30 protein-coding genes, 1 pseudogene and 1 riboswitch are annotated in these 25836 nt (G+C 39.3%); of the genes and pseudogenes, 9 read left to right on the forward strand and 22 right to left on the reverse strand.

Going from position 1 to position 25836, the window contains the following annotated elements; all coding sequences use genetic code 11:
* Positions 1–9: 9 nt before the first annotated feature.
* From cobK to WDJ61_RS09390, 5 genes are all read right to left on the reverse strand, one after another.
* Positions 10–777: a precorrin-6A reductase gene (gene cobK, locus WDJ61_RS09370; protein WP_338749035.1), complete on the reverse strand. Its 768-nt coding sequence runs from the start codon at positions 775–777 to the stop codon at positions 10–12.
* The gene (locus WDJ61_RS09375) at positions 774–1661 is read right to left on the reverse strand and encodes a sirohydrochlorin chelatase (RefSeq protein WP_338749037.1); all 888 of its coding nucleotides are present in this window, start codon (positions 1659–1661) and stop codon (positions 774–776) included. The genes cobK and WDJ61_RS09375 overlap by 4 nt, the downstream gene beginning before the upstream one ends.
* Positions 1662–1676: 15 nt before the next feature.
* The gene (gene cobJ, locus WDJ61_RS09380) at positions 1677–3263 is read right to left on the reverse strand and encodes a precorrin-3B C(17)-methyltransferase (RefSeq protein ID WP_338749039.1); all 1587 of its coding nucleotides are present in this window, start codon (positions 3261–3263) and stop codon (positions 1677–1679) included.
* A gap of 12 nt (positions 3264–3275) precedes the next feature.
* A complete protein-coding gene (locus WDJ61_RS09385; RefSeq protein WP_338749041.1) occupies positions 3276–3662 on the reverse strand; it encodes a (2Fe-2S) ferredoxin domain-containing protein in 387 nt (128 codons plus the stop codon).
* A gap of 144 nt (positions 3663–3806) precedes the next feature.
* A riboswitch (cobalamin riboswitch) is annotated at positions 3807–4001 on the reverse strand.
* Positions 4002–4079: 78 nt separating this feature from the next.
* Complete coding sequence (locus WDJ61_RS09390; RefSeq protein ID WP_338749043.1) at positions 4080–4922, reverse strand: hypothetical protein; 843 nt, start codon at positions 4920–4922, stop codon at positions 4080–4082.
* Positions 4923–5204: 282 nt separating this feature from the next.
* On the opposite strand from WDJ61_RS09390, the gene WDJ61_RS09395 reads away from it, so the two are divergent.
* Positions 5205–5774, forward strand: coding sequence for a biotin transporter BioY (locus WDJ61_RS09395; protein ID WP_338749045.1), 570 nt, complete (start codon positions 5205–5207; stop codon positions 5772–5774).
* A gap of 31 nt (positions 5775–5805) precedes the next feature.
* Here WDJ61_RS09395 and WDJ61_RS09400 read toward each other — a convergent pair whose 3' ends face one another.
* Positions 5806–6576 carry an NRDE family protein gene (locus WDJ61_RS09400; protein ID WP_338749047.1) on the reverse strand — a complete coding sequence of 257 codons (771 nt, stop codon included), beginning with the start codon at positions 6574–6576 and terminating at the stop codon, positions 5806–5808.
* A 100-nt stretch (positions 6577–6676) separates the two neighbouring features.
* Here WDJ61_RS09400 and WDJ61_RS09405 point away from each other — a divergent pair, with 100 nt between their 5' ends.
* The 5 genes from WDJ61_RS09405 (at position 6677) to WDJ61_RS09425 (ending at position 12304) form a co-directional block, all read left to right on the forward strand.
* Positions 6677–7819 carry an iron-containing alcohol dehydrogenase gene (locus WDJ61_RS09405; protein ID WP_338749049.1) on the forward strand — a complete coding sequence of 381 codons (1143 nt, stop codon included), beginning with the start codon at positions 6677–6679 and terminating at the stop codon, positions 7817–7819.
* Between the two features lie 9 nt (positions 7820–7828).
* Positions 7829–9463, forward strand: a complete 1635-nt coding sequence (locus tag WDJ61_RS09410) for an ATP-binding protein (protein WP_338749051.1) — start codon at positions 7829–7831, stop codon at positions 9461–9463.
* 32 nt (positions 9464–9495) lie between these two features.
* Positions 9496–10923: a sigma-54 dependent transcriptional regulator gene (locus tag WDJ61_RS09415; protein WP_338749053.1), complete on the forward strand. Its 1428-nt coding sequence runs from the start codon at positions 9496–9498 to the stop codon at positions 10921–10923.
* An 18-nt stretch (positions 10924–10941) separates the two neighbouring features.
* The gene (locus WDJ61_RS09420; RefSeq protein ID WP_338749055.1) at positions 10942–11535 is read left to right on the forward strand and encodes a GNAT family protein; all 594 of its coding nucleotides are present in this window, start codon (positions 10942–10944) and stop codon (positions 11533–11535) included.
* A gap of 316 nt (positions 11536–11851) precedes the next feature.
* Entirely contained in the window at positions 11852–12304 is a 453-nt protein-coding gene (locus tag WDJ61_RS09425) for an SRPBCC family protein (RefSeq protein ID WP_338749057.1), read from the forward strand.
* A gap of 16 nt (positions 12305–12320) precedes the next feature.
* Here WDJ61_RS09425 and WDJ61_RS09430 read toward each other — a convergent pair whose 3' ends face one another.
* The 6 genes and pseudogenes from WDJ61_RS09430 to WDJ61_RS09455 form a co-directional block, all read right to left on the reverse strand.
* Positions 12321–12920 (reverse strand): uracil-DNA glycosylase family protein, encoded by a 600-nt coding sequence (locus WDJ61_RS09430; RefSeq protein ID WP_338749059.1) that lies wholly within the window; start codon positions 12918–12920, stop codon positions 12321–12323.
* A 120-nt stretch (positions 12921–13040) separates the two neighbouring features.
* Positions 13041–13313 (reverse strand): hypothetical protein, encoded by a 273-nt coding sequence (locus WDJ61_RS09435; protein WP_338749061.1) that lies wholly within the window; start codon positions 13311–13313, stop codon positions 13041–13043.
* A gap of 240 nt (positions 13314–13553) precedes the next feature.
* Entirely contained in the window at positions 13554–14111 is a 558-nt protein-coding gene (locus tag WDJ61_RS09440; RefSeq protein WP_338749063.1) for an SMI1/KNR4 family protein, read from the reverse strand.
* 136 nt (positions 14112–14247) lie between these two features.
* Positions 14248–14772 (reverse strand): SMI1/KNR4 family protein, encoded by a 525-nt coding sequence (locus tag WDJ61_RS09445; protein WP_338749065.1) that lies wholly within the window; start codon positions 14770–14772, stop codon positions 14248–14250.
* A gap of 36 nt (positions 14773–14808) precedes the next feature.
* Positions 14809–15312: pseudogene (locus tag WDJ61_RS09450) on the reverse strand (SMI1/KNR4 family protein); the annotation flags it as partial.
* Between the two features lie 75 nt (positions 15313–15387).
* Positions 15388–16113 carry an endonuclease V gene (locus WDJ61_RS09455; protein WP_338749067.1) on the reverse strand — a complete coding sequence of 242 codons (726 nt, stop codon included), beginning with the start codon at positions 16111–16113 and terminating at the stop codon, positions 15388–15390.
* A gap of 324 nt (positions 16114–16437) precedes the next feature.
* On the opposite strand from WDJ61_RS09455, the gene WDJ61_RS09460 reads away from it, so the two are divergent.
* A complete protein-coding gene (locus tag WDJ61_RS09460) occupies positions 16438–16971 on the forward strand; it encodes a DUF6985 domain-containing protein (RefSeq protein WP_338749069.1) in 534 nt (177 codons plus the stop codon).
* 190 nt (positions 16972–17161) lie between these two features.
* Positions 17162–17995, forward strand: a complete 834-nt coding sequence (locus WDJ61_RS09465) for a DUF2262 domain-containing protein (RefSeq protein ID WP_338754755.1) — start codon at positions 17162–17164, stop codon at positions 17993–17995.
* A 279-nt stretch (positions 17996–18274) separates the two neighbouring features.
* On the opposite strand, the gene WDJ61_RS09470 is transcribed toward WDJ61_RS09465, so the two are convergent.
* The 3 genes from WDJ61_RS09470 to WDJ61_RS09480 form a co-directional block, all read right to left on the reverse strand.
* Positions 18275–18595, reverse strand: coding sequence for a hypothetical protein (locus WDJ61_RS09470; RefSeq protein WP_338749071.1), 321 nt, complete (start codon positions 18593–18595; stop codon positions 18275–18277).
* Between the two features lie 94 nt (positions 18596–18689).
* Positions 18690–18845: a hypothetical protein gene (locus tag WDJ61_RS09475; protein ID WP_338749073.1), complete on the reverse strand. Its 156-nt coding sequence runs from the start codon at positions 18843–18845 to the stop codon at positions 18690–18692.
* 120 nt (positions 18846–18965) lie between these two features.
* Complete coding sequence (locus WDJ61_RS09480; protein WP_338749075.1) at positions 18966–19433, reverse strand: DUF2004 domain-containing protein; 468 nt, start codon at positions 19431–19433, stop codon at positions 18966–18968.
* 438 nt (positions 19434–19871) lie between these two features.
* Between WDJ61_RS09480 and WDJ61_RS19040 the strand changes: the two genes are divergently transcribed.
* On the forward strand, positions 19872–20102 hold the full coding sequence (locus tag WDJ61_RS19040) for a DUF4878 domain-containing protein (RefSeq protein ID WP_413789092.1): 231 nt from the start codon (positions 19872–19874) through the stop codon (positions 20100–20102).
* Between the two features lie 211 nt (positions 20103–20313).
* On the opposite strand, the gene WDJ61_RS09485 is transcribed toward WDJ61_RS19040, so the two are convergent.
* The 7 genes from WDJ61_RS09485 to adhP all read right to left on the reverse strand — a co-directional run bounded on the left by WDJ61_RS09485 (position 20314) and on the right by adhP (position 25661).
* On the reverse strand, positions 20314–20880 hold the full coding sequence (locus WDJ61_RS09485) for an Imm6 family immunity protein (RefSeq protein ID WP_338749077.1): 567 nt from the start codon (positions 20878–20880) through the stop codon (positions 20314–20316).
* A gap of 47 nt (positions 20881–20927) precedes the next feature.
* Positions 20928–21404 (reverse strand): Imm6 family immunity protein, encoded by a 477-nt coding sequence (locus WDJ61_RS09490; protein ID WP_338749079.1) that lies wholly within the window; start codon positions 21402–21404, stop codon positions 20928–20930.
* Between the two features lie 276 nt (positions 21405–21680).
* Entirely contained in the window at positions 21681–22229 is a 549-nt protein-coding gene (locus WDJ61_RS09495; protein WP_338749081.1) for a L,D-transpeptidase family protein, read from the reverse strand.
* Complete coding sequence (locus WDJ61_RS09500) at positions 22226–22576, reverse strand: SH3 domain-containing protein (protein WP_338749083.1); 351 nt, start codon at positions 22574–22576, stop codon at positions 22226–22228. The genes WDJ61_RS09495 and WDJ61_RS09500 overlap by 4 nt, the downstream gene beginning before the upstream one ends.
* Positions 22577–22697: 121 nt before the next feature.
* On the reverse strand, positions 22698–23054 hold the full coding sequence (locus tag WDJ61_RS09505) for a DUF779 domain-containing protein (protein WP_338754756.1): 357 nt from the start codon (positions 23052–23054) through the stop codon (positions 22698–22700).
* 18 nt (positions 23055–23072) lie between these two features.
* Positions 23073–24590, reverse strand: coding sequence for an aldehyde dehydrogenase (gene adh, locus WDJ61_RS09510; RefSeq protein ID WP_338749085.1), 1518 nt, complete (start codon positions 24588–24590; stop codon positions 23073–23075).
* A 60-nt stretch (positions 24591–24650) separates the two neighbouring features.
* Positions 24651–25661, reverse strand: a complete 1011-nt coding sequence (gene adhP / locus WDJ61_RS09515) for an alcohol dehydrogenase AdhP (RefSeq protein ID WP_338749088.1) — start codon at positions 25659–25661, stop codon at positions 24651–24653.
* Positions 25662–25836 lie beyond the last annotated feature (175 nt).

Consider the following 25836-nt stretch of genomic DNA (forward strand, 5'->3'; position numbering starts at 1 on the left):
TCCGCTCCTTTAAAGATTAAATGTATGTAAGTAATCGATGACTTCATCAAAGCTCGAGCACCGGTTTTGATACTTCATTTCCGGGCGCTCAATCACAATTGTTTCGATTCCCAATTCTTTAGCCGCTTCTAGCTTTTGATCTACTGAACCGCGTGCACCGCTCGCTTTTGTGACCATACAAGTCACTTCATATTGCCGATACAGTGCTTTATCAAATGCGGTTGTAAACGGACCTTGAATCGCGACAATATTTTTTTGCGGCAAGCCAAGCTGCTCGCATTTTTCCATATTATCTTTACGAGGAAGCATTCTAGCTACTAAGCGAATGTCCGGATTAGATAATAATTTTTCTGTAAAAACAGCTAACGTTTTACTGCCAGTTGTTAACATGATGGTCCCTTTTCTTTTCGCTGCTTCTTCGGCTGCTTCCTCGTACGTGGAGACATAAGTGATGAGCGAAGAATCTTCAAATTTTTGTTCTTTTCGTTCAAAACGAATGTAAGGAATATTAGCAGTGTTGGCGGCTGCCATCGCATTTTTTGATGCTTCTTCTGCAAATGGGTGACTCGCATCGACAATCCCTTTGACCCCTTGCTCCGCGATAAAAACTTGCATTTGTTCCGCATCCAGACGGCCGGAAATTGCTTCGATCCCTGCTTGCTGTAACTCTTTCCATGCATTTTCTGTGACAACAGAGGCAATTAACTGCCTCCCTTGTTCTTGAAGAGTAATCGCCAGTTCTCTTGCATCACTGGTTCCCGCAATGAATAAAATCATTTCGTCGTCGCCACTCCCTCTTCATGGTGATGATGATGGTGGTGATCGTGATCATGGTCATGATGGTGATGATGATCGATATGTTCCATCGCCTCAAAGCGATATTGGCATGTATCACAGTTCATATACACATCTCCACTTAGCGCTTCATTAATCCGATCTTGAATGACAAGCTCAAGCTTCGGATGAAAGCCGAAATATTCAGCTAATTTAAAGTCAACTCCTGGATAAGCCGCTTGAAATTGAGTCATCATTCCTTCTAATCGCTTAATTAAAATGCCCGTGAATAAAAAATACGGCAATACAATCACTTTTTTCGCGCCAAGACGAATTGTTTTTTCCACCGCTTCTTCTAAACTTGGGGAAGTCACCCCAATAAAAGCTGGCTCCAAAATCGGGTAAGAGGCTTTTTCCCATAATAATCTCGCAATCTTGTAAAGATCACTGTTCGCATCTGGATCACTGCCTCCGCGTCCAAGTAAAATAACCGCTGTCCCTTCTTGTGGCTCTTCGACATTCTCCCCTGTTTCTTCGATTCGACTCTTGCAAATTTCAACGGCTTCGTGATGAATGCCGATCGGCTTTCCATATGTGAAGTCAACGGCAGGATATTTTTCTTTCGCTTCATCAATTGCCGCTGGAATATGAATTTTTGAATGTCCCGCCGGAAGCAGCATTAATGGAATTAAAGCGACAGATGTGGCGCCTCTTGCTACACAAGCATCGATTCCTTGAGCAATATCCGGACGTTCAAATTCTAAGAAACAAGTTTCGATAATCAGTTGATCATCTAACTTAGGAGTTAACTGATTAACAAATATTCTAATTTGCTCATTGCCTTCTGAATCACGGCTTCCATGACCAACAAATAATATAGCTTTCATATTCAATCGTCTCCTTTAATCCCCGCATGGTGCAGGTTCAATCATAATTTTCGGTTCCATATTGCGATACTCAAACCCTTGAATATTCTTCACCCGTTTGAAAAACTTGAACAAGCGCTCGTTCGGATGACCTTTTTCTTTGTATTCAGCAACGATTCGTTCAATCAATGGAACAATTTGAGCCGGCTCGATTCCTTCTGCGACTGGCTGACCAGCATGAGCCGTTCTTCCAACTGGCTTCGCACCAAGGAATAAATCAAATTTTCCTTTCCGAAAGACAATTCCGATATCGTCATTGACTGCTTGATAACAAGCCATGCCACAACCGTTGATCCCGATATTCAGCTCTTTAGGCAGCTCCATGCCGCCAAGTCGTTCTTGCAATTCCTCCGCATAAGGAATGGCATCTTTCTTTTCGCCATCACAAAAATCACAAGCTTTGATCGCTAATACATCTCCAACAGGCGAAATGATAAATCCGGCTTCTTGCAATTGGAGAGTTAATTGTTGTGGATTTTCCGTCGGTACGCGCAAAATAATTTGGTGATGAGGTGTGTACTCAACAGAGCCTTCCTCTCCTGCTACAGCTGATAGTACTAGCAATTGCTGTGCTGAAAATTTTTTATTGGCAACGCCTGGACTAACAGCGACTTCAAAAATCGATTCGATTAACTTCGGAAACGTCACTTCTTTTGCTGGAATGTCTTTCTCTTTATCGAGTAAACGCAACGCTTTCATGCCTAGTTCGAATAAAGGCGGAGCTTCTTCCTTCCCTTCATGAAGCGCCCAAGGTTCGTTTTCTCGCTTCAATCGTTCATGTGGCCTCAGCGGCTGTTTTTCCGAAGTTAACGTGTACTTTCGCTGATACCCTCGTGGCGTGATCATTTTATTATCGTATATAAAGGTCGTTGAATTACCAATTATCACCGTCGTCAGCATGCCGATATCATGTTCAAGCATGTCAGCTAATGTCGTTAAAATGACTTGTTCTCTATCCCGATACGCACTTTTCACAAGGCCAACAGGGGTATCAGGAGAGCGATATTTTAATAGAATCCGCTGTGCTTCTACAATCTGCCTTGTTCGTTTTCCACTTTTCGGGTTATATAAAGCAATGACAAAGTCTGCTGCACCTACCGCATCTATTCGTTTTTCAATTAATTCCCATGGAGTTAAGTGATCGCTTAAACTAATCGTACAAGCATCGTGCATAACCGGTGCGCCGAGTAAAGACGCACAAGAGTTGATCGCTGAAATACCAGGAATAATTTCTACTTCTACTCCATCCGCCTCTCTCCAGCCTTTCTCAACGAGCACCTCATACACAAGGCCTGCCATGCCATACACGCCGGCGTCTCCACTTGAAATCACCGCGACCTTCTTTCCTTGTTCCGCATATTTCACCGCTGCCTGTGCTCGGCTCACTTCTTCAGACATCCCTGTGCTGATCACTTCTTTTCCTTCAATGAAATCAGCAATTAATTCCACATATGTTTTATATCCAATGACGTAATCGCTTTCTTGTAATGCTTCTTTCGCTCGCTCCGTAATATGCTTTTCACTGCCTGGACCGAAACCAACTAGAAGTAATTTTCCTTTCACAAGATTTCCTCCTCACTGAACTGCTTTTTTGACTTCACGATCTTTCTCGATCCCTTTTACGCGATCATTTAAAAGTTCCATTCCACTTCCGTTATATGTATAAGTTAGCGCTTCTTTCACGGGTTCACCGTTTTGTAAGTGCTGATGTACAATCCTTTTCGCCAATGGCTCATCAACTTCGTGGTACCAAGCTCCTTCTGGATAGACAACGACGACACAAGCATCTTTACAGCGACCATTACATCTCGTTCTTGAGGTGTGCACGCGAACATCTAGCTCTTGACTCTTGATTTCCTCGCGAATCGCTTGCGTGACTTCTTCGCCGCCTTTCCGCATACAACTCGATCCATTACAAATCAATACATGGTGATTCATTTCCTTCAAATTCCAAGTCGTCATATGATCGCTCCCTTTCCATACACTGTTTCTATAAAAAAATCCTTAACTCCAAAAAGAAGTTAAGGATTTTGCGTAATGATTCGTACGCTGCCAATGTGCAGCGAATTCGCTCGATACAGCCATCCTACTCTTCCCTCCGAAGAATGATGCAAAAAAGATAAAAGCAGGTCTCCTGGCTTACGGGTCTTCTTACTCTTGTCCCTTCCCAGTGCAACAAGCACCAGTGGTTTTGACAATTTCATCACCGCTTACAGTAACGGGGGCTGCATCGGACTTTCACCGATTTCCCTATTATCCCTTTTGGATCAACAAAAGGGCACTCTTACCTTATTATTTAATTAAATTATGTCATTTGTTTGAACATCTGATTTAAGATTATCAGTAAACGCCTCATTTTGACAAGAATTTTTTTTATTTTTAAAAAATTATTAACGGTTGCCACCCTGCTTCTATACGAACCTTTTCTATGATTTCCTTTTGTTTTTCTTGAAGAATAGGATCTTGACGATCAAGAAGCAAACCAATGACGGTTCCGCTATGCCCAATAATCACGCCAGCCTGTAAATGGATCGCTAAATCTAAAAACAAAGAAAAATGCGGCTTAGGTAAAAAGCGTTCATTCACTTGAGCACTGGCTGTTGCAGCTTGAAATATTTGTTCTATATTTCCAGTTGTGAGCCCTGATCTCATTTGGCAAAAAATATGTTCAAGTGTTTGTTTTTCCGCTTCGTTGTAATGCTTTTTATCGCGGTGAAAGGCTCTAGTATTGACTGTTCCCCCGCTATCAAAGCCGATGTAACTAAGCTCAGGTGCATCAGGAAATTCGTACAAAAGCTGACCCGTTTGCTGATTGACGGCTGTAATCCCTTCATACATTACCCCATCCGTTGGCTCAATGCTCGCCGCAATTATCGCTTCCTCTTTTGCTGATAACTTGACAGCAAAACTGGCTGCTACCGCTCGAATCGTAGCGATGATATCCGCTGAACTGCTGGCCATTCCCTTGCCTACAGGAATAGATGATTCGATAGACAAATAACCACTTTGCGATTGCCCCAATAATTGTAGCGTTCGTTCCACTGCTATTAACGCCAATTTTTTTCCTTTTGTTTTCCCAATTAACGAGCCTACTTTCGTAGGTATAAATCGCACCTGACTATAAAAAGGACTGGGAAACGTAAATAAAAATGGCTGCCCAACAACTTCTCCTTGCGCTAACTCTCCAAATGTCCCAAAACAACTCCCTACCCCTACTTGCATTGATAGACCTCTTTTCTATGCTGTTCTTTCGCTGATCAATCATGGTGATGGCTGATATTTATGACAATTTATTATAATCTTATTCTTTTTTTCTTCCAAGCGGTTGTGGTTTTGTCTCTTAAGGACTTGATTTTTTAAAATTTTTATTTGAATTTTGCACATAATGAAATAAGTATGGTCAACCAAAATAATATTTGGTTGACAACTTATGTTACCATTCATTAAAATAACGTTAACATTTGTTTTTATATTTTTGTTTTGTTATTATGGGAGGTTAGAAAAATGAGTAAACAGCACGAAAAGTTAAGAATGATGCTGACGGCGGCGTTGTTTGCAGCGATTATTGGCATTATGGCTCAAGTAACTATTCCGCTGCCTTTAGTTCCGATCACAGGGCAAACGTTGGCCGTTGGCTTAGCTGCTACAATTTTAGGCTCACGATATGGGGCATTATCCGCGATTATTTATATGTTACTTGGAGCAGTAGGTATCCCTGTATTTTCTGGCATGAGTGCTGGAATGGGCGTCATTTTTGGTCCAACTGGCGGGTATATTGTTAGCTTTATTTTTTCTGCTTTTATTACCGGTTTATATATTGAAAAAACATCAGCCACTGTCACACAAGCATTTATTGCTAATGCGATTGGTATGTTAATTAACCTAACTTTTGGAACAGTATGGCTGAAAGTGATGGCTGACCTTTCTTGGGCGGAAGCATTTGTCGGTGGATTTACTCCATTTATCATTGGCGGAATCCTCAAAGCCTTTTTAGCTGCTTGGATCGGCATTCTTGCTCGCAAAAGATTGCAGTCCGCTCGTCTTTTACCATCATCCACTAAACTATCTGCTTAATAAAAATGAGGCTGATCCAAAAAGGTCGGCCTCATTTTTTTTCAATAGAAAAATGAAATCGTTCTTCCGCTGTACGTTGTCCATTTGTATACGTTTGCTCGATAAACTGCACGCAGTCGTTTCGATCAATAGTAAGCACTGTAGAAGATCGAGTACCATACTGTTCACTTTTAATAAACATCGAAGAAAGAAGGCGCTCCCACTGTAAAGAAACACCCGTTTGTGGAAGCTCCTCATCCGCAGCCTGTTCTTCGGATCGCAACGAAGTAAATAAACAATCTGTATCAACAATAATTTTATTATGTAAACAATTATTTAAACTCTGCTTTCCTCGCTTTGTTTTTGGCCATGGTGTATTTAAAAAGGCGTTGCTTAAGCTGTGGATGCCTGGAGCAATCGAGACGATCTGATCTTGTCGGTTGTTATAGTACCATAATGAATCGGCGATTCCGACGATGACATTAAAACTGGGATAATGAGCTTTATCCTCGCTTAATCGTTGCAAAAATGCTTCAGCCTCGATCCGTTCGGTCAAAAAAGAACGAACAATCTCCCCGCGTGACCACTTCCCTTCCGTCGGTTCATTAGGGTCTCGAAAGTTTGTCAAGGCAGCAAATCTCCCTGATGTTGTGATTCCTAGCCACGTACCCATTTTTTCTAAGTCACGGCCAGCTAACACTTCCGGCTCATCCTCCCAAAAGTGAGCTTGTTTTGTCGGGCGCGCTAAAAATTCATCACGATTGGCGGCGACAATTAATTTATAATTTGGATGCTGTTGAAACTGAAAATTAATTAAACACATATGATCATCCCCTAAAATAGCTCTAATTTTGTCAAAATCATAAAGGAAATTTCAGCGATTATGGCGAATAAACAACGATTAAAAGGTAGGTGCTGCTAAGATGAACAAATTTGTGATGCCTGAAGTGATTTTTGGCAATGGAGCCATCCATCAAGCGGGAGAGTGCTGCTCTCGTTTAGGTGCAAAAAAAGTGTTAATCGTCGCTGACGAAGGTGTCATTCAAGCTGGATGGCTTGAAATCGTGATCAAAAGCTGCGTTGATGCTGGTTTGAGCTATGCTTGTTATCAAGATATTACCATTAATCCGAAAGACTTTGAAGCGGAAAAAGGAGCAAGCGTTTATATAGAACAGGAATGTGATGCGATTATTGGCGTCGGTGGCGGAAGCGTGATCGATATAGCAAAGGCTGTGGCCATCTTAGCTTCAAATGGCGGCAGTATTTCTGATTATGAAGGAGTCGATCGAATTACTCTGCCCCTCCCTCCATTAGTAATGATCTCCACGACAGCGGGATCCGGTTCGGAAGTTTCTCAGTTTTCTGTGATTGTTGATTCAAAACAGCAAAAAAAGATGACGATCGTCTCTAAATCACTGATACCGGATATCGCCTTAATTGACCCAGAAACGCTGGCCACGAAAAGTGAAAAACTGACCGCTTCTACTGGACTCGATGTATTGACTCATGCCATTGAATCATTTGTTAGCTTAGCCGCTACCCCACTGACAGATGTACAAGCGAAAAACGCGATGATGCTTGTCGCTCAATATTTACGTCCGTCCGTCGCGTCTAAATACAATAAAGAGGCAAAAGAACAGATGGCGATGGCCAGTTTGCAAGCCGGACTTGCTTTTTCCAATGCGATTTTAGGAGCGGTGCATGCGATGGCTCATGCCATTGGCGGGAAATACCCGATGCTCCATGGCGACGTCAACTCTGTCTTGCTTCCTCATGTCATGGAATTTAATTTCTTAGCCTCTCCGAATAAATTTATGGAAATTGCTCAATTATTAGGCGAGGATACCCGAGGATTAGCCCCTCAGGAAGCAGGAAGAAAAGCGATTGCTCATGTGAAGCAACTCTCTTTAGATATCGGAGCGCCTCAGCGTTTATCAGATATGGGCTTTGAAGAGGCCGCCATTGAAAACGTCGCGGAAGTCGCTTTACAGGATGCGTGTATGATTACAAATCCTCGTGACATTAACGTCCAACAAGTTGAGGAATTATTGCGAAAAGGATTTTAGGTGAACTACATGAGCAAAAAGCAAATGATTGACTTATTAACAGGTGTTCAATCCTCTAAAAAAAGTTATTATACGGAACTGAAAAAAACAGTTCACGAGCTGCAAAAGAAAAACATGCAACTTGAAATCATTAATGATGTCACAAAGAGCTTTAATATCAATATGTCGATGGATGAGATGTTAAAGCACCTTATGGATAAATTACAAACGATTTTTCCAATCAAGCGGGTCAGCTTGTCACTTTATAACGGGCGGGAATTAGTTTTATCTAATGTGTACCCCGCTAATTCTGCAGTATTGTTTCCAGATACGATTTTACCTAAAAGCAGCTCGCTCTATTGGTCGGTCTTCCAAACTGGCCAGCCTTGCTACTACGAAATAAATGGCAGAGACGGGACTTATTTTGAGGAAGATGGGTTATCTTTACTGCAAATTGCCGACGTATGGGTGTTCCCTTTAATTTGCAAAGGGACAACTATCGGCGTGTTAACCTTAGGAGGAAAGCAAACAGGCTGGAATGATCCATCTGATCAAGTATTTTTCGAACAATTATCGGATCAAATCGCTGTTTGCATTGAAAATGCCAGACTATACAAAGAAGTACTTGTCAGTCATCAGCACTGGGAGGAAACTTTTCGAGCAGTGTCTGACATCATCTTTATCGTCGATGTGCACGGACATATTTTACAATGCAATGAAGCCACCAAGAATTTCTTTCAAAATGATTCCTTTGAAAATCACTCAATTGACAAGCTCTTATTTCAATCGATGGAGACGAATTATTTTCAAGAAAGCATGAACAGCGGTGTTCCTGTCGATGGCGAGTTATCTCTTCATCAAAAAGTGCTGACTTGTTCTTGCTATCCGATCTTTAATGATGCAGGCTCCCTTTATGCAGGCATCATTTATTTGAAGGATTTCACTGAAAAACGCCGGTTTGAAGCGCAACTCCTCCATTCAGGAAAGCTGGCAGCTCTCGGCGAAATGGCGGCTGGCGTGGCTCATGAATTAAACAACCCGTTAACCGCTATTTTAGGCAACGCTCAACTCCTGTTGCGAAAGTACCCGGAAAATGATTCGACTCATAAACTGTTGACGGATGTTCACCAATGCGGGATTCGCTGCCGAAACATTATTCGAAGCTTGCTCACATTTTCGAGGCAGGATGAATTTCTATTTGAACAATGCTCGGTAAATGAAGCGGTGGAACAAGCATTAAGCCTTGTTGGCAATCAAATCCGAAAAGAAAATATTTGTATACAAACGACACTGCAACAAGATTTGCCATCGATTGAAGGAAGCGTTCAACAAATTGGGCAAATCGTCTTAAACCTTTTAATTAACGCCAAAGACGCCTTATCGGGCATCACAGGTGAAAAAAGAATCGATATTGACACGAAGCCACTCGAACAGGAAGGAACAAAATGGGTGTCATTAACGGTCACAGATAACGGCTGTGGCATTGATCCATCACAAATGACTGAGATCTTCAATCCTTTTTTCACAACAAAATCAGCGGTTCACGGGACAGGTCTTGGCTTATCGGTCAGCCTTGGCATTGCGGAAGCCCATGGCGGAACATTGACGGGCACCAGTCACCCTGGAAGCGGCAGTCGTTTTCAGCTATTGCTTCCATTCACATAATCCCCCTCATCTTTAGAAAAGCAGGTGAAACGATGGCACATATTTTAATTATTGATGACGAAATAGAAGTAGGTCGCTTTCTCACTCATTTGTTCGAGGACAAAGGGCATGAAGTGACTCATGGAGTGAGCGGCAAGGAATTTGACCAATTGCTGACGGCTCAACGCTTTGACCTAGCCTTTATTGATGTTCGCTTGCCTGATCGAAATGGGTTAGATATTTTGCGCACACTAAAAGCGGCTCAGCCTCATTGCCAATCGGTCATTATGACTGGGTACAGCACCGTCAAAATGGCAGTAGAGGCGATTCAAATCGGTGCGAGTGACTTTATTGAGAAGCCTTTTGAGGATATTACGGAGATCGAGCGGCTAACCGAGCAATTAATTGACACTCAGCTCCCCTCCTCTCATCAGGATGTTCTACGTATAGCGAAAAAATTGAACTGTTTTATTGGGAACAGTCCGCAAATGAGGCAGCTATTTACACTCGCTTATAAGTTTGCACAGAAAAATATGACCGTACTCATTCAAGGGGAAACGGGCACCGGAAAAGAAGTTCTTGCTCATTTTATCCACGAGGCGAGCAAGCGAGCAAAAGAGCCGTTTGTCGGGATTAACTGTGGAGCGATTTCCGAGCATTTATTAGAAAGCGAATTATTTGGACATACAAAAGGTGCGTTTACAGGCGCCTTAAAGGATCGGAAAGGGTATTTTGAGGTAGCCTCTAAAGGAACATTGTTTCTTGATGAAATTGGTGAAGCCTCCTCTTCTGTCCAAGTGAAGTTGCTACGCGTATTAGAGACAGGCGAATATATGAAGGTCGGCAGTGAAGTGACAGAGCGGACGCATACTCGTTTGATTGCGGCGACACATGTCCATTTACATGAAGCGGTCAAAGAAAAAGTGTTTCGTGAAGACTTGCTGTACCGCCTGGATGTCATTAAATTGACGATTCCTCCACTAAGGGAAAGAATAGAAGATCTTCCGGCATTGATTGACTTTTATTTTAAACAAGCAAAGTTTCCCCTCACTTTTTCACAGGAAGCAATGGACATCCTTTGTGACTATGACTGGCCAGGAAACGTGCGGGAGCTTGTGAATGTTCTAAAGCGAACAATTGCCTTAGCTGATGGGGAAACGACGATCGTTCCCCCGGGATTTCTTCCTGAAAAATTCTTTCGTCGTCCAGTAGCCGTTTCTACTCCCATACCACTGCCTTCTCCAAGCTTTGAAAACTATGTGCAAGCGTGGCAGCAACAGCTACTAGATGTTTGGAACAGCACAGAAGAAACGAAGCTTGATGAAATTCAAAACAAAATAAAAGAACTTGAAAGTGAAGCAATGAAAGCCTTTATTATGAAGTCACTCAAAGAAACGCTCGGCAATCGAAAGGAAGCGGCGAAGCGACTAGGCATTAGTACGAGACAGTTAAGGTATTTGTTGAATGAGAGGAAGAAATAAAGAGAACGGGGGCAAACGATGGATATTAGCGTGGACCAGTTAAATGGAAAAAACATTCAAATTGTTCCTATGAGTCTTGAACATATTCAAGGTTTATATGCTATTGGTACAGAAGAGGCGATTTGGGAACACCTTCCCGAAACGATACAGACAAAGAAGGATATGAAATCTTTTGTGGAGGAAGCACTAGCAAAGAAAAGAAATGGATCAGAATTTCCTTTCATTATCCTTCTTCGCGAAAATAATAAAGTTATTGGAACAACTAGATTTCTGTCTCTTTGCGACGACCATAGAAATCTAGAAATCGGCTGGACATGGTTTGCCCCTGCTGTTTGGGGTACACATGTCAATATAGAGTGTAAATATTTATTATTGCGCTATTGTTTTGAAGTCTTGAATTTGATTCGTGTTCAATTTAAAACCGACGAACGAAATATCCGATCTCAAAAAGCAATCGAACGAATAGGAGGAGTAAAGGAAGGTATATTACGAAATCACATGATACGTAAAGATGGAACATTTCGTGATTCTATTTTCTACAGTATCATTAGCAGCGAATGGCCTTCGGTAAAAAAGAAATTAGAAGCAAGGCTAACGGAAGTCGTTCAATAGGTCATGAACTTATCCGAGTGGAGATTTTCGAGAGTTATTGAAGTTCAATTTGAATCCTTATTTCGTGCAGGAACATAAAAAATAACAGTGCCCCTTAAAAATCATTAAAAATGACTTTTGAGGAGCACTTTTATGGCAATGAAGTGAATCACGACCTTGTTCAAGCTGCAAACTTGAGAAAAGTATTTTCCCCATCCTCTAAATTGCAGCGTATGGAACGAATTTAAAGTTTGTATAAATAAACCATCTATTTCCAGCCATTCCGCTAAAAATCATCCGTTTTCAAGACTAAATAAATGAAAGGGTCCATAAAAATATGCCAATCATTAAACATGAGATTTATATTGAAGCACCAATCCGTGCTTGTTTTGACCTTGCCAGAAACGTAGAGATACACATAGAAACAACAGCTAAAACGAAGGAAAGAGCAATTGATGGTGTAACAGTTGGACTGATGGAAAATGGGGATACTGTCACTTGGGAAGCAACCCATTTCGGAGTAAAACAAACATTAACAGCAAAAATTATCGAAATGGAAAAACCACATAAATTTACAGATATCATGATTAAAGGTGCTTTTCACTCTTTTACCCATACACACGAATTTATAAAAAGCAACACAGGAACTATTATGAAAGACACCTTTGCTTATAAATCTCCTCTTGGCATTCTTGGAAAGATAGCGGATAAATTATTTTTAGAAAAATATATGAGGAACTTTTTGACCACTCGGGCAAAGGAGTTAAAAAAGATAGCTGAAAGACAATAATGGAATCCGCCCATCATTATCTTTCAGCCTGACCTCTTAATTCATTCATTAATTCCTGAGCCACGACCCGCAGGCGCTTCTCTGTATTTTCCACACCCATTTGCTCTAACACTTTTGTGGAGTAGCCAGCTTTTTTGGCTTCATCGATTAATATAATGGGGGCGCCATGGATGTCTTCCTTAATTTGATTCAACGACCGTAAACCTAAATGCCTAATCTTTACAACTTGAACATAGGGATATAGCTTTCCTTCATTAGCTAATGCGAAAACAGCTGCCGCTGCACGCTGGCCGGAGCAAATAATCGCGGTTTTCACATGTTTAATTTCTTCGGATAAGCGGCAAAGATTTTCCGCTGAAAGAACTTCTTTCACCGTTGCTTCTGTTCTTCCGCTAAGGGCTTTGTATTCAACATGGCTCCAAGCATTTGTGATCGTAATCTCATTCCGTGTCCAGCTAATGGCTTGCCCATAGTCCTTATTTAAAATCGCCAACAAGCGTTCCAGATTCTTTCCCGTTCGCCCAGCAGCTGGCCTTCCCTCCATTTCTTCAACGGCCCCCGGACAAGAAAAGACAAAAGCAATATCATCTTGTTTTCCTTTTTCATAATGGTACATGACGAAATTCTCCAATCTCCATTTCGATGTTATTTCTATTTATCTTTTGCCATTCTTTTTAATTACAACAGCCTAAAATAAAAAAAGATTGGAATCATCCAACCTTTTTACATGAAATTCTTATGGACCTTGTATAAGCGTAACCATAACATTATATATGACTGGGAACACAAACAAAATAATATTAAAAATGATTCCAGTGAATGAGAGTTTGTCGCGATTCATTTTATATCCTACAAATCCGAATATAGCCCCTACCGGACACAAGACAAACGGAAGCACAAGTGGCAATCCTTGAATTTTTAGAGTGACAATATCAAATAAAAAATTAATAATGAATAAAGCCAAAACAGCTGGAATAAAAACAGATGTAATTCCTAATATTTTTTTCAAAATACCCCACCTTTAATATCAATCAAAAAATAGCTTGCACTTCCTTAATTCAAAAAATCTTTCACCCTCTCTTATAGGAAGCTGTAATAGTATACAATAAAAAATAGTATTTTCCAATATTGACTCAGGTGGATCACCATTCGGAATACAAAACTATTACTATCAAATCCGATATACACAAAATTATGATATGTAGTTCCTAGACTATTATTTTTTCTATTAACCTATTTCTCCCACCATTCATTCAATTTCCCTCCAATATTTTTTGTTTTCAGCTTGTACAAGGTAGATAATTTCTTCAATATCACGCTTCTCTAAGTAGTATGTTCCGATTCCTCGAATCCACTGTTCAAAATTGTTTGCAATTGCCTGCCACTCCGTATCTTCATCATCACTTGTAATCGCGTAAATTTTGTCCGTCTGTCGATGAAGTAAAAATGTATAAGGGTCCGTTTGAGCAATCATTAACCATTCACTTGGTCTCTCCCCTTGTCCCCACCAGCAAGCCCATCCTGTTGCTGTATTCATTTCAATTAATTCCTGCAAATAATTTTCGCGTCCAAACCAAATATTAAAGAACTCCCACTGATTCAAGTCATATTGACGAACAAACTCTAAAAAGACACTTTTCGGACGAAGTTGAAATTGCTCTTGAAATTGTTGAATTGGCTCCTGATGAAGATTGTTCTTTAACAAAAATGAATCAATCTCTAAGTATTCTGCCATTGGAAGCATTTTTTCTTCCAACTTGATTTGAATCTCCTCTACCGAACATAATTTATTCTTTTCCTTCGACATATGCCAAATACTCCTCCGCTGTTTGTCCTTCATAATGCTGATTAAATGTATCGAAATCAAATGCTTTCCAAACCTTTTGAAGTGTTTCAGCGCTCATATATTCTCTTACACTCCATGATACTAATCAGCTTGTCACTTATTCACTAGCTTCTTGCAAACAAATTTCTATGAACTCAAATAAACTCTTTGCCTTAATAGAACGTTCTCCCCAATCATGCCAGAAATATAACACTTGTCCTACAACTCCGACTTCTGACGGATCTGTATCAATACAAAGATAATCCCCTCCACCATTCTCTGCAATTGGAATCCACTTATCATTCCAAAGAACTGGTTTAAGTTCCTTTCCGATATTAGACTCTAAATCCTGCGGGTCGAATTCCCCTTGTAAAAAATCCCAATTATTGATAATTTCTGAAATAGGAGAAAGGGTCAGATTTCTCACAAAACACTTACTTCCCGGTTCCCAAACCTGTCCATTATGTACTCTATAAAAACTTTTCACTTCTTCAGGAAGTGTAATACCTAACGAAGCCTCAAGTAGTTGGAAATCTTCATCTCTTGCAGCCGGTTGAAGGTTTAATGTTTCTTTAAAGTTTACTTCCAGACTTGAGCCTCTTTCAATGATACGTTTCCATAGCAATTCAGCTTGATTGATCATGTATTTTCTCCTCCTACCTATTTAAAAATTCTCCCAATCTATCCCGATTTCTTCAAACGACTTACGGCTTTCATCCAATCCTCCATTAGGGGTTTTTGCTAACATTATATTCCAAGCATCAAGTGGCTCAATTATTGTTCTCTATTCTGTTTCACCTAAACAGCCATTATTTATCCATTTGCTAAAATCTGAGGTAACTACAGCAGCTCGATCAGGGTTCATATCCCCTGAACCAATCATTAATACTTCTTTTTCTTCTACCCCTTGAAGCATTAAGAATACATTCCCTCCGCCATCATCACCAATCGCAATATACCCACTGGCATACTCATTTACTTCCCAAGTCTCGTTTCGTTCCACAATATCCTCCGTACCATAAATCAACACCCCACCACCAATTGAAAAACCATTTGTATATCTCAATAAATTCTTATATACATGAGGTAATTTAATTTTCATAAGGTCTTCTATTTCTTGGATTTCAATATCGCTTGCTGCGGTGTTTTTTATCAAGTCTGGAATCTTGGATAGATCAATCATGTTATCCCCCTTTTCAAATGAGTACTTCATAAAAAACCAACTTATCTTCTTCCTCATCATTTATTCTAGAAAAAATCATCGCGACAACTGTTTTCTCATTTTATGTGTTTCTAAGTCTGCTAACCTCACCGGAATCGGTAAGCGACTTTCCTTATTGATGCAGTTCATGACGATTTCCGTACTGGTATCTAAATCAATCCAGTTTCCACAAGAAACAAAAATAGGTTTCACATTTTTTGTCGTTCTCAAAGTTCGGCCATAGACTTCATTGTTTATGACGATATCGGTGTAAGCACCCATTCGGTTTTCTGGCATAATGAAATCTATCCCTTGAATTTTAAGATAACTTTTGGCTACACCAATCGTCGGTTTATTTAAGAAAAAAGAGGCGTGTGTGGCAATCCCCATGTGACGATAATGCAAGTATCCATTTCCGTCAAACATATATAAATCTGGTAGTTTCGTTAACTTTTCCACCGCTTCTAATATTAAAGGCAGCTCTCGGAAAGCTAAAAAGCCAGGAATATAAGGAATCGTGATGACTCCGTAACTATATACTTTTTCAACCACTTCCTTTGTATGATAATCGATCACAACAATGCAGCATGTCCCATACATTGTGTCGTTTACATCCCAGTAAGCTAAATCTACCCCGGCAATCAATTGTAGCTCATCTTTTTGAAAATGATTTTCTAGTTTCACCTTGGGTAATAATTCACTTTGAATGTTCGAAAACTCTTGTATTAATGTTTCTTTATCAAACTCTGTTCCATGTTCTAATACATATGGTTTACTTTCCAATTGTTTCACCTCTGAACTAAAATTAAATCTTTTGATCATAGATTTATAAACGAGACACTTTAACAGTCTCCTTCCTTTTGCTATAATAATTTTATCATTTTTTATAAAAATTGGACTTATTTGCTAACATATAAAGTGAAACTTCAATCAGTGAGGGTTTTCTTCATCCCCCACTGATTGTTAGTTGAACGGATCGGGCGTTTACGGGCTGTTTGATCCCCCCACCTACATGCCTGCGCTCCTTCTGCCACGTTGAGATGGGGGTCTTACAGCCCGTTGATGCGGGATAAACCGAAAATTTCTGAAGTAAAGAGGAGATTATTGATGAAAGAAATCACCCATGAATTACTGGGCTATTTTACATTCGAGGAAGATCAATGTGTTTGGAGAAAGAAAAACAAACTTGTCATCTTTAATCAAGAGTTTGATGTGAATATCGATATCGTAGAGTATGATGAAGAATACGAACAAGGTGTCGAATTTGAAGAAGATGCATCCGGACACTTTCAAGATGAGCAGATCGATGCTTTAACTACATTTTATGATCATAAAGATAATATTTTAAAAGAAGTGGAGAATGCGATCTTTACCTATTATCAAGAGAATTACAAAGTTTATAGAAGCTATGAAAATACCGAAAGCAACAAAGATCAAGTAGCACCCATAATCAGTAAAAAAGAAGACTTAAGTCCCCTGTTACAAGACATGGGCTTGTTCATTGCTGAAAGAGACGCTGCAGGCTTAAGAAAAATAGGCATTACATTTGAATGTACTTGGGATCCGAATCATGGATTAGGAGTTCTATTAAAGAATGAACAAGTGGCAGCTGTTGGGACAATAGACGACGCGATAGAGTAAAAAAATACTTTCAATAAAGTGAAACTTCAATCAGTGGGGGTTTTCTTCATCCCTCACTGATTGTTAGTTGAACGGATCGGGCGTTTACGGGCTGTTGATCCCCCACCTACACGACTGCGCTCCTTCTGCCATGTTGAGGTGGGAGTCTTACAGCCCCGTTAATGCGGGATAAGATTTGTGTTTAAACGTGATGAAAGGAATGGATGTTAAATTGAGTCAATCAAGTGAACAAAGTAGATTTGAAAGCAGATTCACAGAAAATGTGATTGAAATAGTAGCTGTCACAGGGGCATTAGGAATTGGTGCATCAAGAGGCGGTGACAACATTCTGTGGACGGCGTCAATTGATTTGATTGCGTGGAAAGATTTACATAACAATGAAACGATTACAAAAGAAGAAATACGACTCGCATGGTTGGTTGATGATGCAGAATGGAGAAAATCAAAGGACATTTTGAAAGCAAATACAATCGTAAAATTACAAGTGCGCAAGTCAGAAAATTCAATGATGCTTGTTAAGGTTCTGGAAACACCATATAAAGATGACGAGTTGGAAATCATCTTACAAGAGGCAATGAAACCGGTTTATTATCATGACGAAATGTTGGGCGAGTTTGAACTTGATAAAAGAGTGAAAACTTTTGAAAAGAGAATTTCTTGGGCTGGAGAAGAATGTCATTTAGATTTTGATTGGAATAAAGATAAGCACGTTATGAAGTCTGCATTGGAAACAGCATATGCACTTTTCAAGAAACAAGATGAATGGAACATGAAAATGAAAATGTACGCTTCAGCAGAACTAGTAGAGTTAGCAAATGAATGGCTACAAGATGATGATGAGGCAGAAATAGATGAGATTACAAAAGAAATGTTCATGGATTTGATCACATTAAACAGCATCATTGTTTATCCAAAAGGTGATTTTGAAATATTCTTTTTGGATGGAGATATATTTTGGGGACACTCTATCATTGTAAGCGGAAATATTCATGAGGGTCTCACTTCTGCTGAGATTGCTGGATGAATGTGTGACGTGAATGGTAGAAAACGGTTACTCACTTATTATTTGTAGACGAGTTAATTTGCAATACTTGTTAAGATTTATCATTTTAATTAATTTGGTTTAAATCGTTTTTTATTGTAGAGACTGTCCTAAAAGTTATTTTCCACTGACTTTTAGGACAGTCTCTTCTTACCTCTAGTTATGCTATAGTAGGATTAACAAATTACGAACAGGTTGAGGCTATTTCGTAGTCATAGGGGCAAAGACAAACAACAAATTTATAACAGGTTTTACACATTTTTAATCCCAATCCATATAAAAGGTCACTGCTAGCTTTTCTTGCTTGCAATCTGGACAATCTAACACTCCGCTCTTAACATCATCAAGCAAAGGTTTTGTAGGCATTCTACTGTTGCAGCGTAGACAATCATAGCTATTTGTGAAAGTTCTGGTTTCTGATTTCATATATAAGTAAGCATTATTTAATAAATAATGACACTTCGTACAAACATACAGACCATGATAACATTTAAATGTTGTTTCCCGCTCATTCATAAACCTTTTGATTTGTTGTCGCCCTTCTTCCTCCTTATACCATTCCAAAATTGAACTTAGATCCATATATCTGAACCCAATTCCTAAAAAAACATTTTGAGTGTATGAGCAATGACCGCAAGATAAAGTACATGCTACCCCCATAAAACGCAATCACCTCTTATTTTAATTCTGGTATCGCCTCTCGACACTCTTCCTTACTAAACAGCGCATTCATACTATTTAATACTTCCGTTGTATTCGACCAATCACCGATATTACTCGTATAAATTATTGTATAAGATTCCAGCTGACCTACTTCTATGATAAATTTCAATGTATTGCCTTTTAAACGCTCAAACCACATAACAAGGCAATTGTTTAACCACCAATTCCATTATTGCTCGCCAGTGTTCATAATTTTTCTCTGTCAAACCCTATTAACAAATGCCGATATTCAACACGTAATATCCTGATAGCCGATTTCGGTTACTTTTTCATTTACAAGACGAAGACCTAATCCATTTTCCATGTCCCATGTACAGTCGAAGGTTAATCCGATTGCTCGACCTTCAAAAATCCCTGCATACGGAATAGAAATTCCAACTAAACTTATCCTCTTAAGCAGTTGATCAGTTGTTTCAATTAAAGGGTAATCTTTGTTAAATTCAATATCATAACCGAGTTCATGTCGCTTTTGTTTGTAATAATCTAAAATTGGTGGCAATAAACTTTGTTGAAGGTGATCCCAATTTTGCATTAATGAAGTATATGATTCATATTGTTCTTTATCAAATTTACCATCTTCTTCACCATCTACCATTAATGCAATCTCAGCTTCTTGTCCAAAAAACTCAATAGTCGTGTATCTAAACCATATATATTCATATTCAAGTTCACCAAAAACTTCATCATTGATTGTCATTTTAAAACCTCTTTCTTCTATATATTAAGTTTTACTTTGGAATACTTCTATGCCTCTTTTTGTAATATATTTACGGTAGCACCTTTACTAATGATAACAAAAATCCAAAGTTCCTTTTCATTTATATCCCTATTTTCATAAATTAAGGAAAAATAACTATCAATCTATCAACTATAGTGATAATTAGCAACAAGATATTGGTCAAAAAGAAAACTATAGCGATCTTCATTGGCTTGATGATTTAGATTAGAAGATAAGCCTAAAAAGAAACGTAAACATAGTCATATTAAGATTCAATCCACTTTTCTCACACTCTCTATTATCACTAGTATTTAGAGAGATTGGCCCTTCATTAAAAAATCCCCTATTTTATACTTTTTGGTAAAGCCATTGCCGAAATTGATTTAATAGTGTTTAATATAATTATACTAAATATCTATATATTGGAAAGATGTTCCGTCAGTAGAAGATTATGAAATTAAAGAAGTAAAAGATGTTACAGAAGATAACGCAACCGTTGTTACGAAATTAGAGTTTGATGATGGCATTATTGAACAAGTACCTATGCACCTTGTTAAAAAGGATGAAAACTGGAAATTACACATAAGCGAAGAAGACGCAAATGATGATGAGGATTATAAACTAATCAAACAACCAGACGGATTTTAGTATCTTGTTAAGTAATAGTTAAACAAGAAGCTTTTAATACATACATTGTATATCTAATGTAAAAAGGGATTTGGAGCAGTCTCATTCCGAATCCCTTTTGTCTACAAAATGATTTTTCATATAAAACATATTATAACAAGTAAAAAAATAATTCCTCTAGCCTTACCCTTTCAAACCAATATTTTCATTCTTTAATCAATCGTTTGATTAATTATTTTTCTTGAGGTTCGTTAGTTGTAGATAAAGAGCTATTACCATTATTATCTACCATTTTCATCATATCTTTTTTAATAATTGTCTTATTTTTCAAATCACTATCAACAGGATATTTTTCGAATAAGTATTTTTTTACTTTATCGATACTTTCCAATTTAAAAAATTCAGATTCAACAGCATTTTCACCTAATATTATCAATGTTTCATCATTAATTACTTCTATTGCTTGAGGAACAAATTTGCTATTTTCTTTTTTATAAGCTTGCCAAATAGTATATGAAACAGCATCTAAAACAGCATACCAAGCATATTGTTTTTTATCATCTTCCTCAAAATGAGCAAATTCAGCCACATCTATATAATCTTTGCTATCAATGTGATCATATAAATCATCAGCTTCTATACCTTCGCCTTCAAGCCACTTCCAACAGCTATCTAATGCCTCCCTACCAGTTTTATAGCCATCTTCACTTATATCTATCAATTGAAACATTCTTTCCGCTATTATTAAACCTATTGCAACTTTAGCTTCGTCATTTAGATTTTCTATGAAATTCATCATAAATATTACTCCCTGCTTATTTTTACATTGGTAAATCCCTCAAAATTTCAGTCTTTACTCTTAATATCCTCAACCTTGTACTCAGTCAATAAAAAGTTTATTCGCAGAATATGGCTACCTGAACCCTCTACACATTTTTTAAAACAATCAATAAAATGATCTACTAATGTGTCATCTACTAATGCAATGGGTTCTGGATAATACTTTACACCTTCTCTTTCAAATGCTTTTCTACTTGTATAGGCAACTGCATCAATAATACAGTCCCATGCTATTTTATCTACTTCATTGTCTGACATCTCTTGAATGATCGTTATACCATTTTCCTCATTATCCAATAAATCATAAAGAATATCCCCTATATTATCTTTATCCCTTAACCACGCCCAACATTCACCAATAACATCCAGAGCAACTTTTTGGTCTTCCTTTCGAGAAAATACTGATAGAACTTTTTCTGAAAGGCCAAGAAAAAATATCACTTTGCCGTCGTCTGTGAAACAATCAAAGTTTGTATTAGCCATATTAACCTCCAACTAATCAATATCCTCTCCATTTTTAATTGGGCAATTCAATCTACCATTTGGTTTAACACCTTCAACTATTTCAGAAATTTGTTCTAATTTCTTAGGTAAATTACTCATCTAATTCCCTCCCAACTCGTTCATCCCCCTTGTTTTCCACTAATCGGTATATAATGCTTCTTATAGTTTTCAAGAAAAGACACTTCTGAATCTAGCCAGAAGTGTCAATAGTTTAAAATCCATGTTCAAAATCTATGTTATATAAATCCACCCATTTCACAAATGGTGGTACTGCTTCGCAATCTCACTTTGATCATTCACAATAATAATATGAGCATTGTTATGAAGCTGTTTCATCAACTGACGCATGTGAGATTCGGAAACGGATACGCATCCCGCTGTTGGTCCAGCGTTATCAACATGTAAGAAGAAGGCACTGCCTGCTCCTTTGACTGGCTTATATGTATTGTAATTGATGACGATGGCATACTTGTATTGCACGCGATAATTGATTAATCGTTCGTCTAATTTGCTTGGTTTCGTTCTCTCTTGCCATGTGTTGTATTGAGGATCTTTCGGATTGGAGATCCAATAGGAGTTTTTCGTGATTGGTTTAAAAGGCATTTTGGTTCCATGATTGGAATGTCCAAAGGCAAACCCGAGTTTATAGGCGCCTTTTGGTGTGCGTTTCGACCCTTCCCTAGCTTGTCCCACTCCCTTACTGCCGACGTGTCCTGTCGTTTTAAACACGCTAGTCCACTGCCCCAGTTTATTTTTCTCCCAATACTCCACATAAGCTTTACTGCCGCTGCCAACGACCGTCACAATTTGATCGGTTTTTTGGCTATCTTTGTTTTGGCGATCATAGCGGGAGAAATTTGGTCGTTTGTCTTTCTTTTTAAATAGGCGCCACTTACATACGCCTCTTGTTTATTATAGGTAAAACGATACCAGTTATTCGCCGTTTTGCCCGTCACTTGAATGGTGCTTCCTTTTCGCAAACTGCCAATCATTTTATGCTGTGTACTAGGTCCGGAGCGAACATTTAATTGATCGGTGGTGACTGTATATTCTCCGCTCGCTTTTAATATATTAGGTGTGCTGCTTGCATAGGCTGTGTTCACAGTAAAAAGAAATAAGAGAATACTTGCGATCAACCATTTCCCTTTCATGGATAAAACCCTCCTTCTTCTAACAAGTTATCACTCTCATAGTAATGTGAAATGATAGGCGCCGCAATCCTTTCTTTTAAGCGAATCACCCCTGCAGAGAAGGTTCTCTGCAGGGGTGATATTATCGATTCAGTTCCGCTCGTTCTTCTTCGGTAAACATGCGAGATCTGGTGAGAAATCGCTTCCCTTCTCTGCCTTCTAATGAAAACATCCCTCCTTGACCATCCACGACATCGATGATCAGTTGCGTATGCTTCCAATAGTCAAACTGAGCAGCATTCATATAAAAAGGACAGCCGCCAATTTCTCCTAGTAAAACGTCACTTCGTCCAGTTAAAAATTCTCCTTCTGGATAGCACATCGGCGAGCTGCCATCACAGCAACCACCGGACTGATGAAACATCAAAGGACCATGTCTTTCCTTCAATGTTTCGATTAATTGTAAGGCTTCTTCTGTTGCGGTTACGCGTTCAATGATTGCAAACGCCTCCTTCTATTAGAAGAATCCAAGAGCATCCGGGCTATAGCTGACGAGAAGGTTTTTCGTTTGTTGGTAGTGAGAAAGCATCATTAAGTGATTTTCACGACCGATTCCTGACATTTTGTAACCGCCAAATGCGGCATGAGCTGGGTAAGCATGATAACAGTTCGTCCAAACACGGCCTGCTTGAATGCCGCGACCCATTTGATAAGCGAGATTCATATTTCTCGACCAAACACCCGCACCGAGTCCATACAATGTATCATTGGCAATTTGTAAGGCTTCTTTTTCATCTTTAAACGTAGTAACAGAGACGACAGGGCCAAAGATTTCTTCTTGGAAAATACGCATCTTATTATTTCCTTTAAAGACGGTTGGCTTCATATAGTACCCGTTTTCAAAGCCAGCGAATTGATTTCGCTCACCACCTGTTAAGCAAGTCGCTCCTTCTTGTTTACCGATATCAATATAGGAAAGAATTTTTTCCATTTGTTCATTGGAAGCTTGAGCCCCCATCATCGTTTCCGTATCTAATGGATTACCCGTTTTAATTTGCTTCACACGCTCTAACGCTTTTTCCATAAACTGATCATAAATGGATTCTTGGATCAGCGCTCGCGATGGACATGTACACACTTCTCCTTGGTTTAAGGCAAATAGCACAAATCCTTCAATCGCTTTATTTAAGTAAGCATCATCTTGAGCCATGACATCTTCAAAGAAGATATTCGGTGATTTTCCACCAAGCTCAAGGGTAACAGGAATAATGTTTTGTGATGCGTATTGCATAATTAAGCGACCTGTTGTTGTCTCACCGGTAAAAGCCACTTTCGCAATGCGGGGGCTGGTTGCGAGCGGCTTTCCACATTCTAAGCCAAAGCCATTGACAATATTGACGACACCTGGAGGCAATAAGTCGCCAATCAGCTCAATAAGTACTAAAATGGAGACAGGCGTTTGTTCTGCTGGTTTCAGAACAACACAGTTTCCGGCAGCTAACGCGGGAGCCAGTTTCCAAACCGCCATCAAGAGAGGGAAATTCCAAGGGATGATTTGCCCAACCACTCCAAGCGGCTCTTGGAAATGATAGGCGACTGTTTGCTCATCAATTTGGCTTAGTGAACCTTCTTGTGCGCGAATCGCTCCGGCAAAGTAACGGAAATGATCAATCGCTAACGGTAAATCGGCATTCAATGTTTCACGAATGGCTTTTCCATTATCCCACGTTTCAGCGACGGCGAGCATTTCTAGATTTTCTTCCATGCGATCAGCAATTTTATTTAAGATAATCGCCCGCTCCGCTGGAGAGGTTTTTCCCCAAGCTTCTTTCACCGCATGGGCCGCATCTAATGCTTTTTCAACATCTTCTTCTTGAGAACGAGCAATTTCACAGAACGCTTCGCCTGTGACTGGCGTGACATTGGAGAAATATTCTCCATTGACCGGCGGCGTCCACTCGCCATTAATCCAGTTGTCATACCTTTTTTTAAAGTTTATTTTTGCATCGGCTTGTCCTGGTTGAGCATAGATCATCTGATTTCCCCCTTTGTTGTGATCATTGCATGAAACGCTTACCTACTCCTTTGTAAATGACTACATCGTTAACACAATTCGACCATTGATTTTGCCTTTTTCCATTTTGTCAAAGACATCATTGATGGCATCTAATGGGGCGGACTCAATAATCGCACGAACTTTTCCGCGAGCCGCAAAATCAAGTGCTTCTTGCATATCTTTTCTCGTACCGACAATTGATCCTTTTACCGATACACCATTTAACACCGTATCAAAAATAGGAAGCGGAAGCTCATCATTTGGCAATCCAACAATTACTAGACTACCGCCGCGTTTTACAGATTGATAAGCTTGTTCAAACGCTTTTCTTGTAACGGCTACGCTGATCGCTGCTTGTACACCGCCAACCTCCTGCTGAATCTCTTTTGCGGGGTCTGTTTCCATGCCGTTCACCGTGTAATCCGCTCCTAATTGCTTCGCTAACTCTAATTTTTCTTGTTGAATATCGACCGCTACGACATTGAAGCCCATTGCTTTTGCATATTGAAGGGCAATATGGCCAAGGCCACCAATCCCATAAATCGCTACCCAATCTCCTGGCTTTGCGTCTGATACTTTTAACGCTTTATATGTCGTCACTCCAGCACAAAGAATCGGTGCGACTTCAACTGGATCTAATCCATCTGGAATTTTAGCTACATAAGCAGCGGGTGCTTTACAATATTCCGCATACCCGCCATCGACAGAATAACCACCGTTTTGTTGGTCAGGGCAAAGCGTTTCTCTTCCGCTTAAACAAAATTCACATTCACCACAAGCAGAATATAACCAAGGAACCCCTACTCGATCGCCTACTTTAACGGAACGAACATCATCTGCGACTTCTTCTACAATCCCAACACCCTCATGACCAGGAATTAATGGAAGCTTCGGTTTGACAGGCCAATCACCATGAGCCGCATGTAGATCCGTATGACACACTCCACATGCCTCTATTTTCACGAGAATTTCTCCTGCACTTAATGTTGGTTTTGGTACCTCTTTTACCTCTAATTGTTGTTTAAATTCGTTGACAACAGCTGCTTTCATTTTTCATTCCTCCTTAATGGTAGTCAATGTATAAATGCAAACAGCGTGCCAACGAAAAAATTCGTAAAATAGTCAAAAAATAAAGTTTTTTTTTTGACTTTGCCGAAAAATCGGCTACTCTATCCATTTTTTCGGCTAGATGAGACTTTTTTTCGGCTAGATGAAATAGTCACAC

Origin of the sequence: Bacillus sp. FJAT-52991, assembly GCF_037201805.1 — a bacterium.
Classification (GTDB): domain Bacteria; phylum Bacillota; class Bacilli; order Bacillales; family Domibacillaceae; genus Bacillus_CE; species Bacillus_CE kandeliae.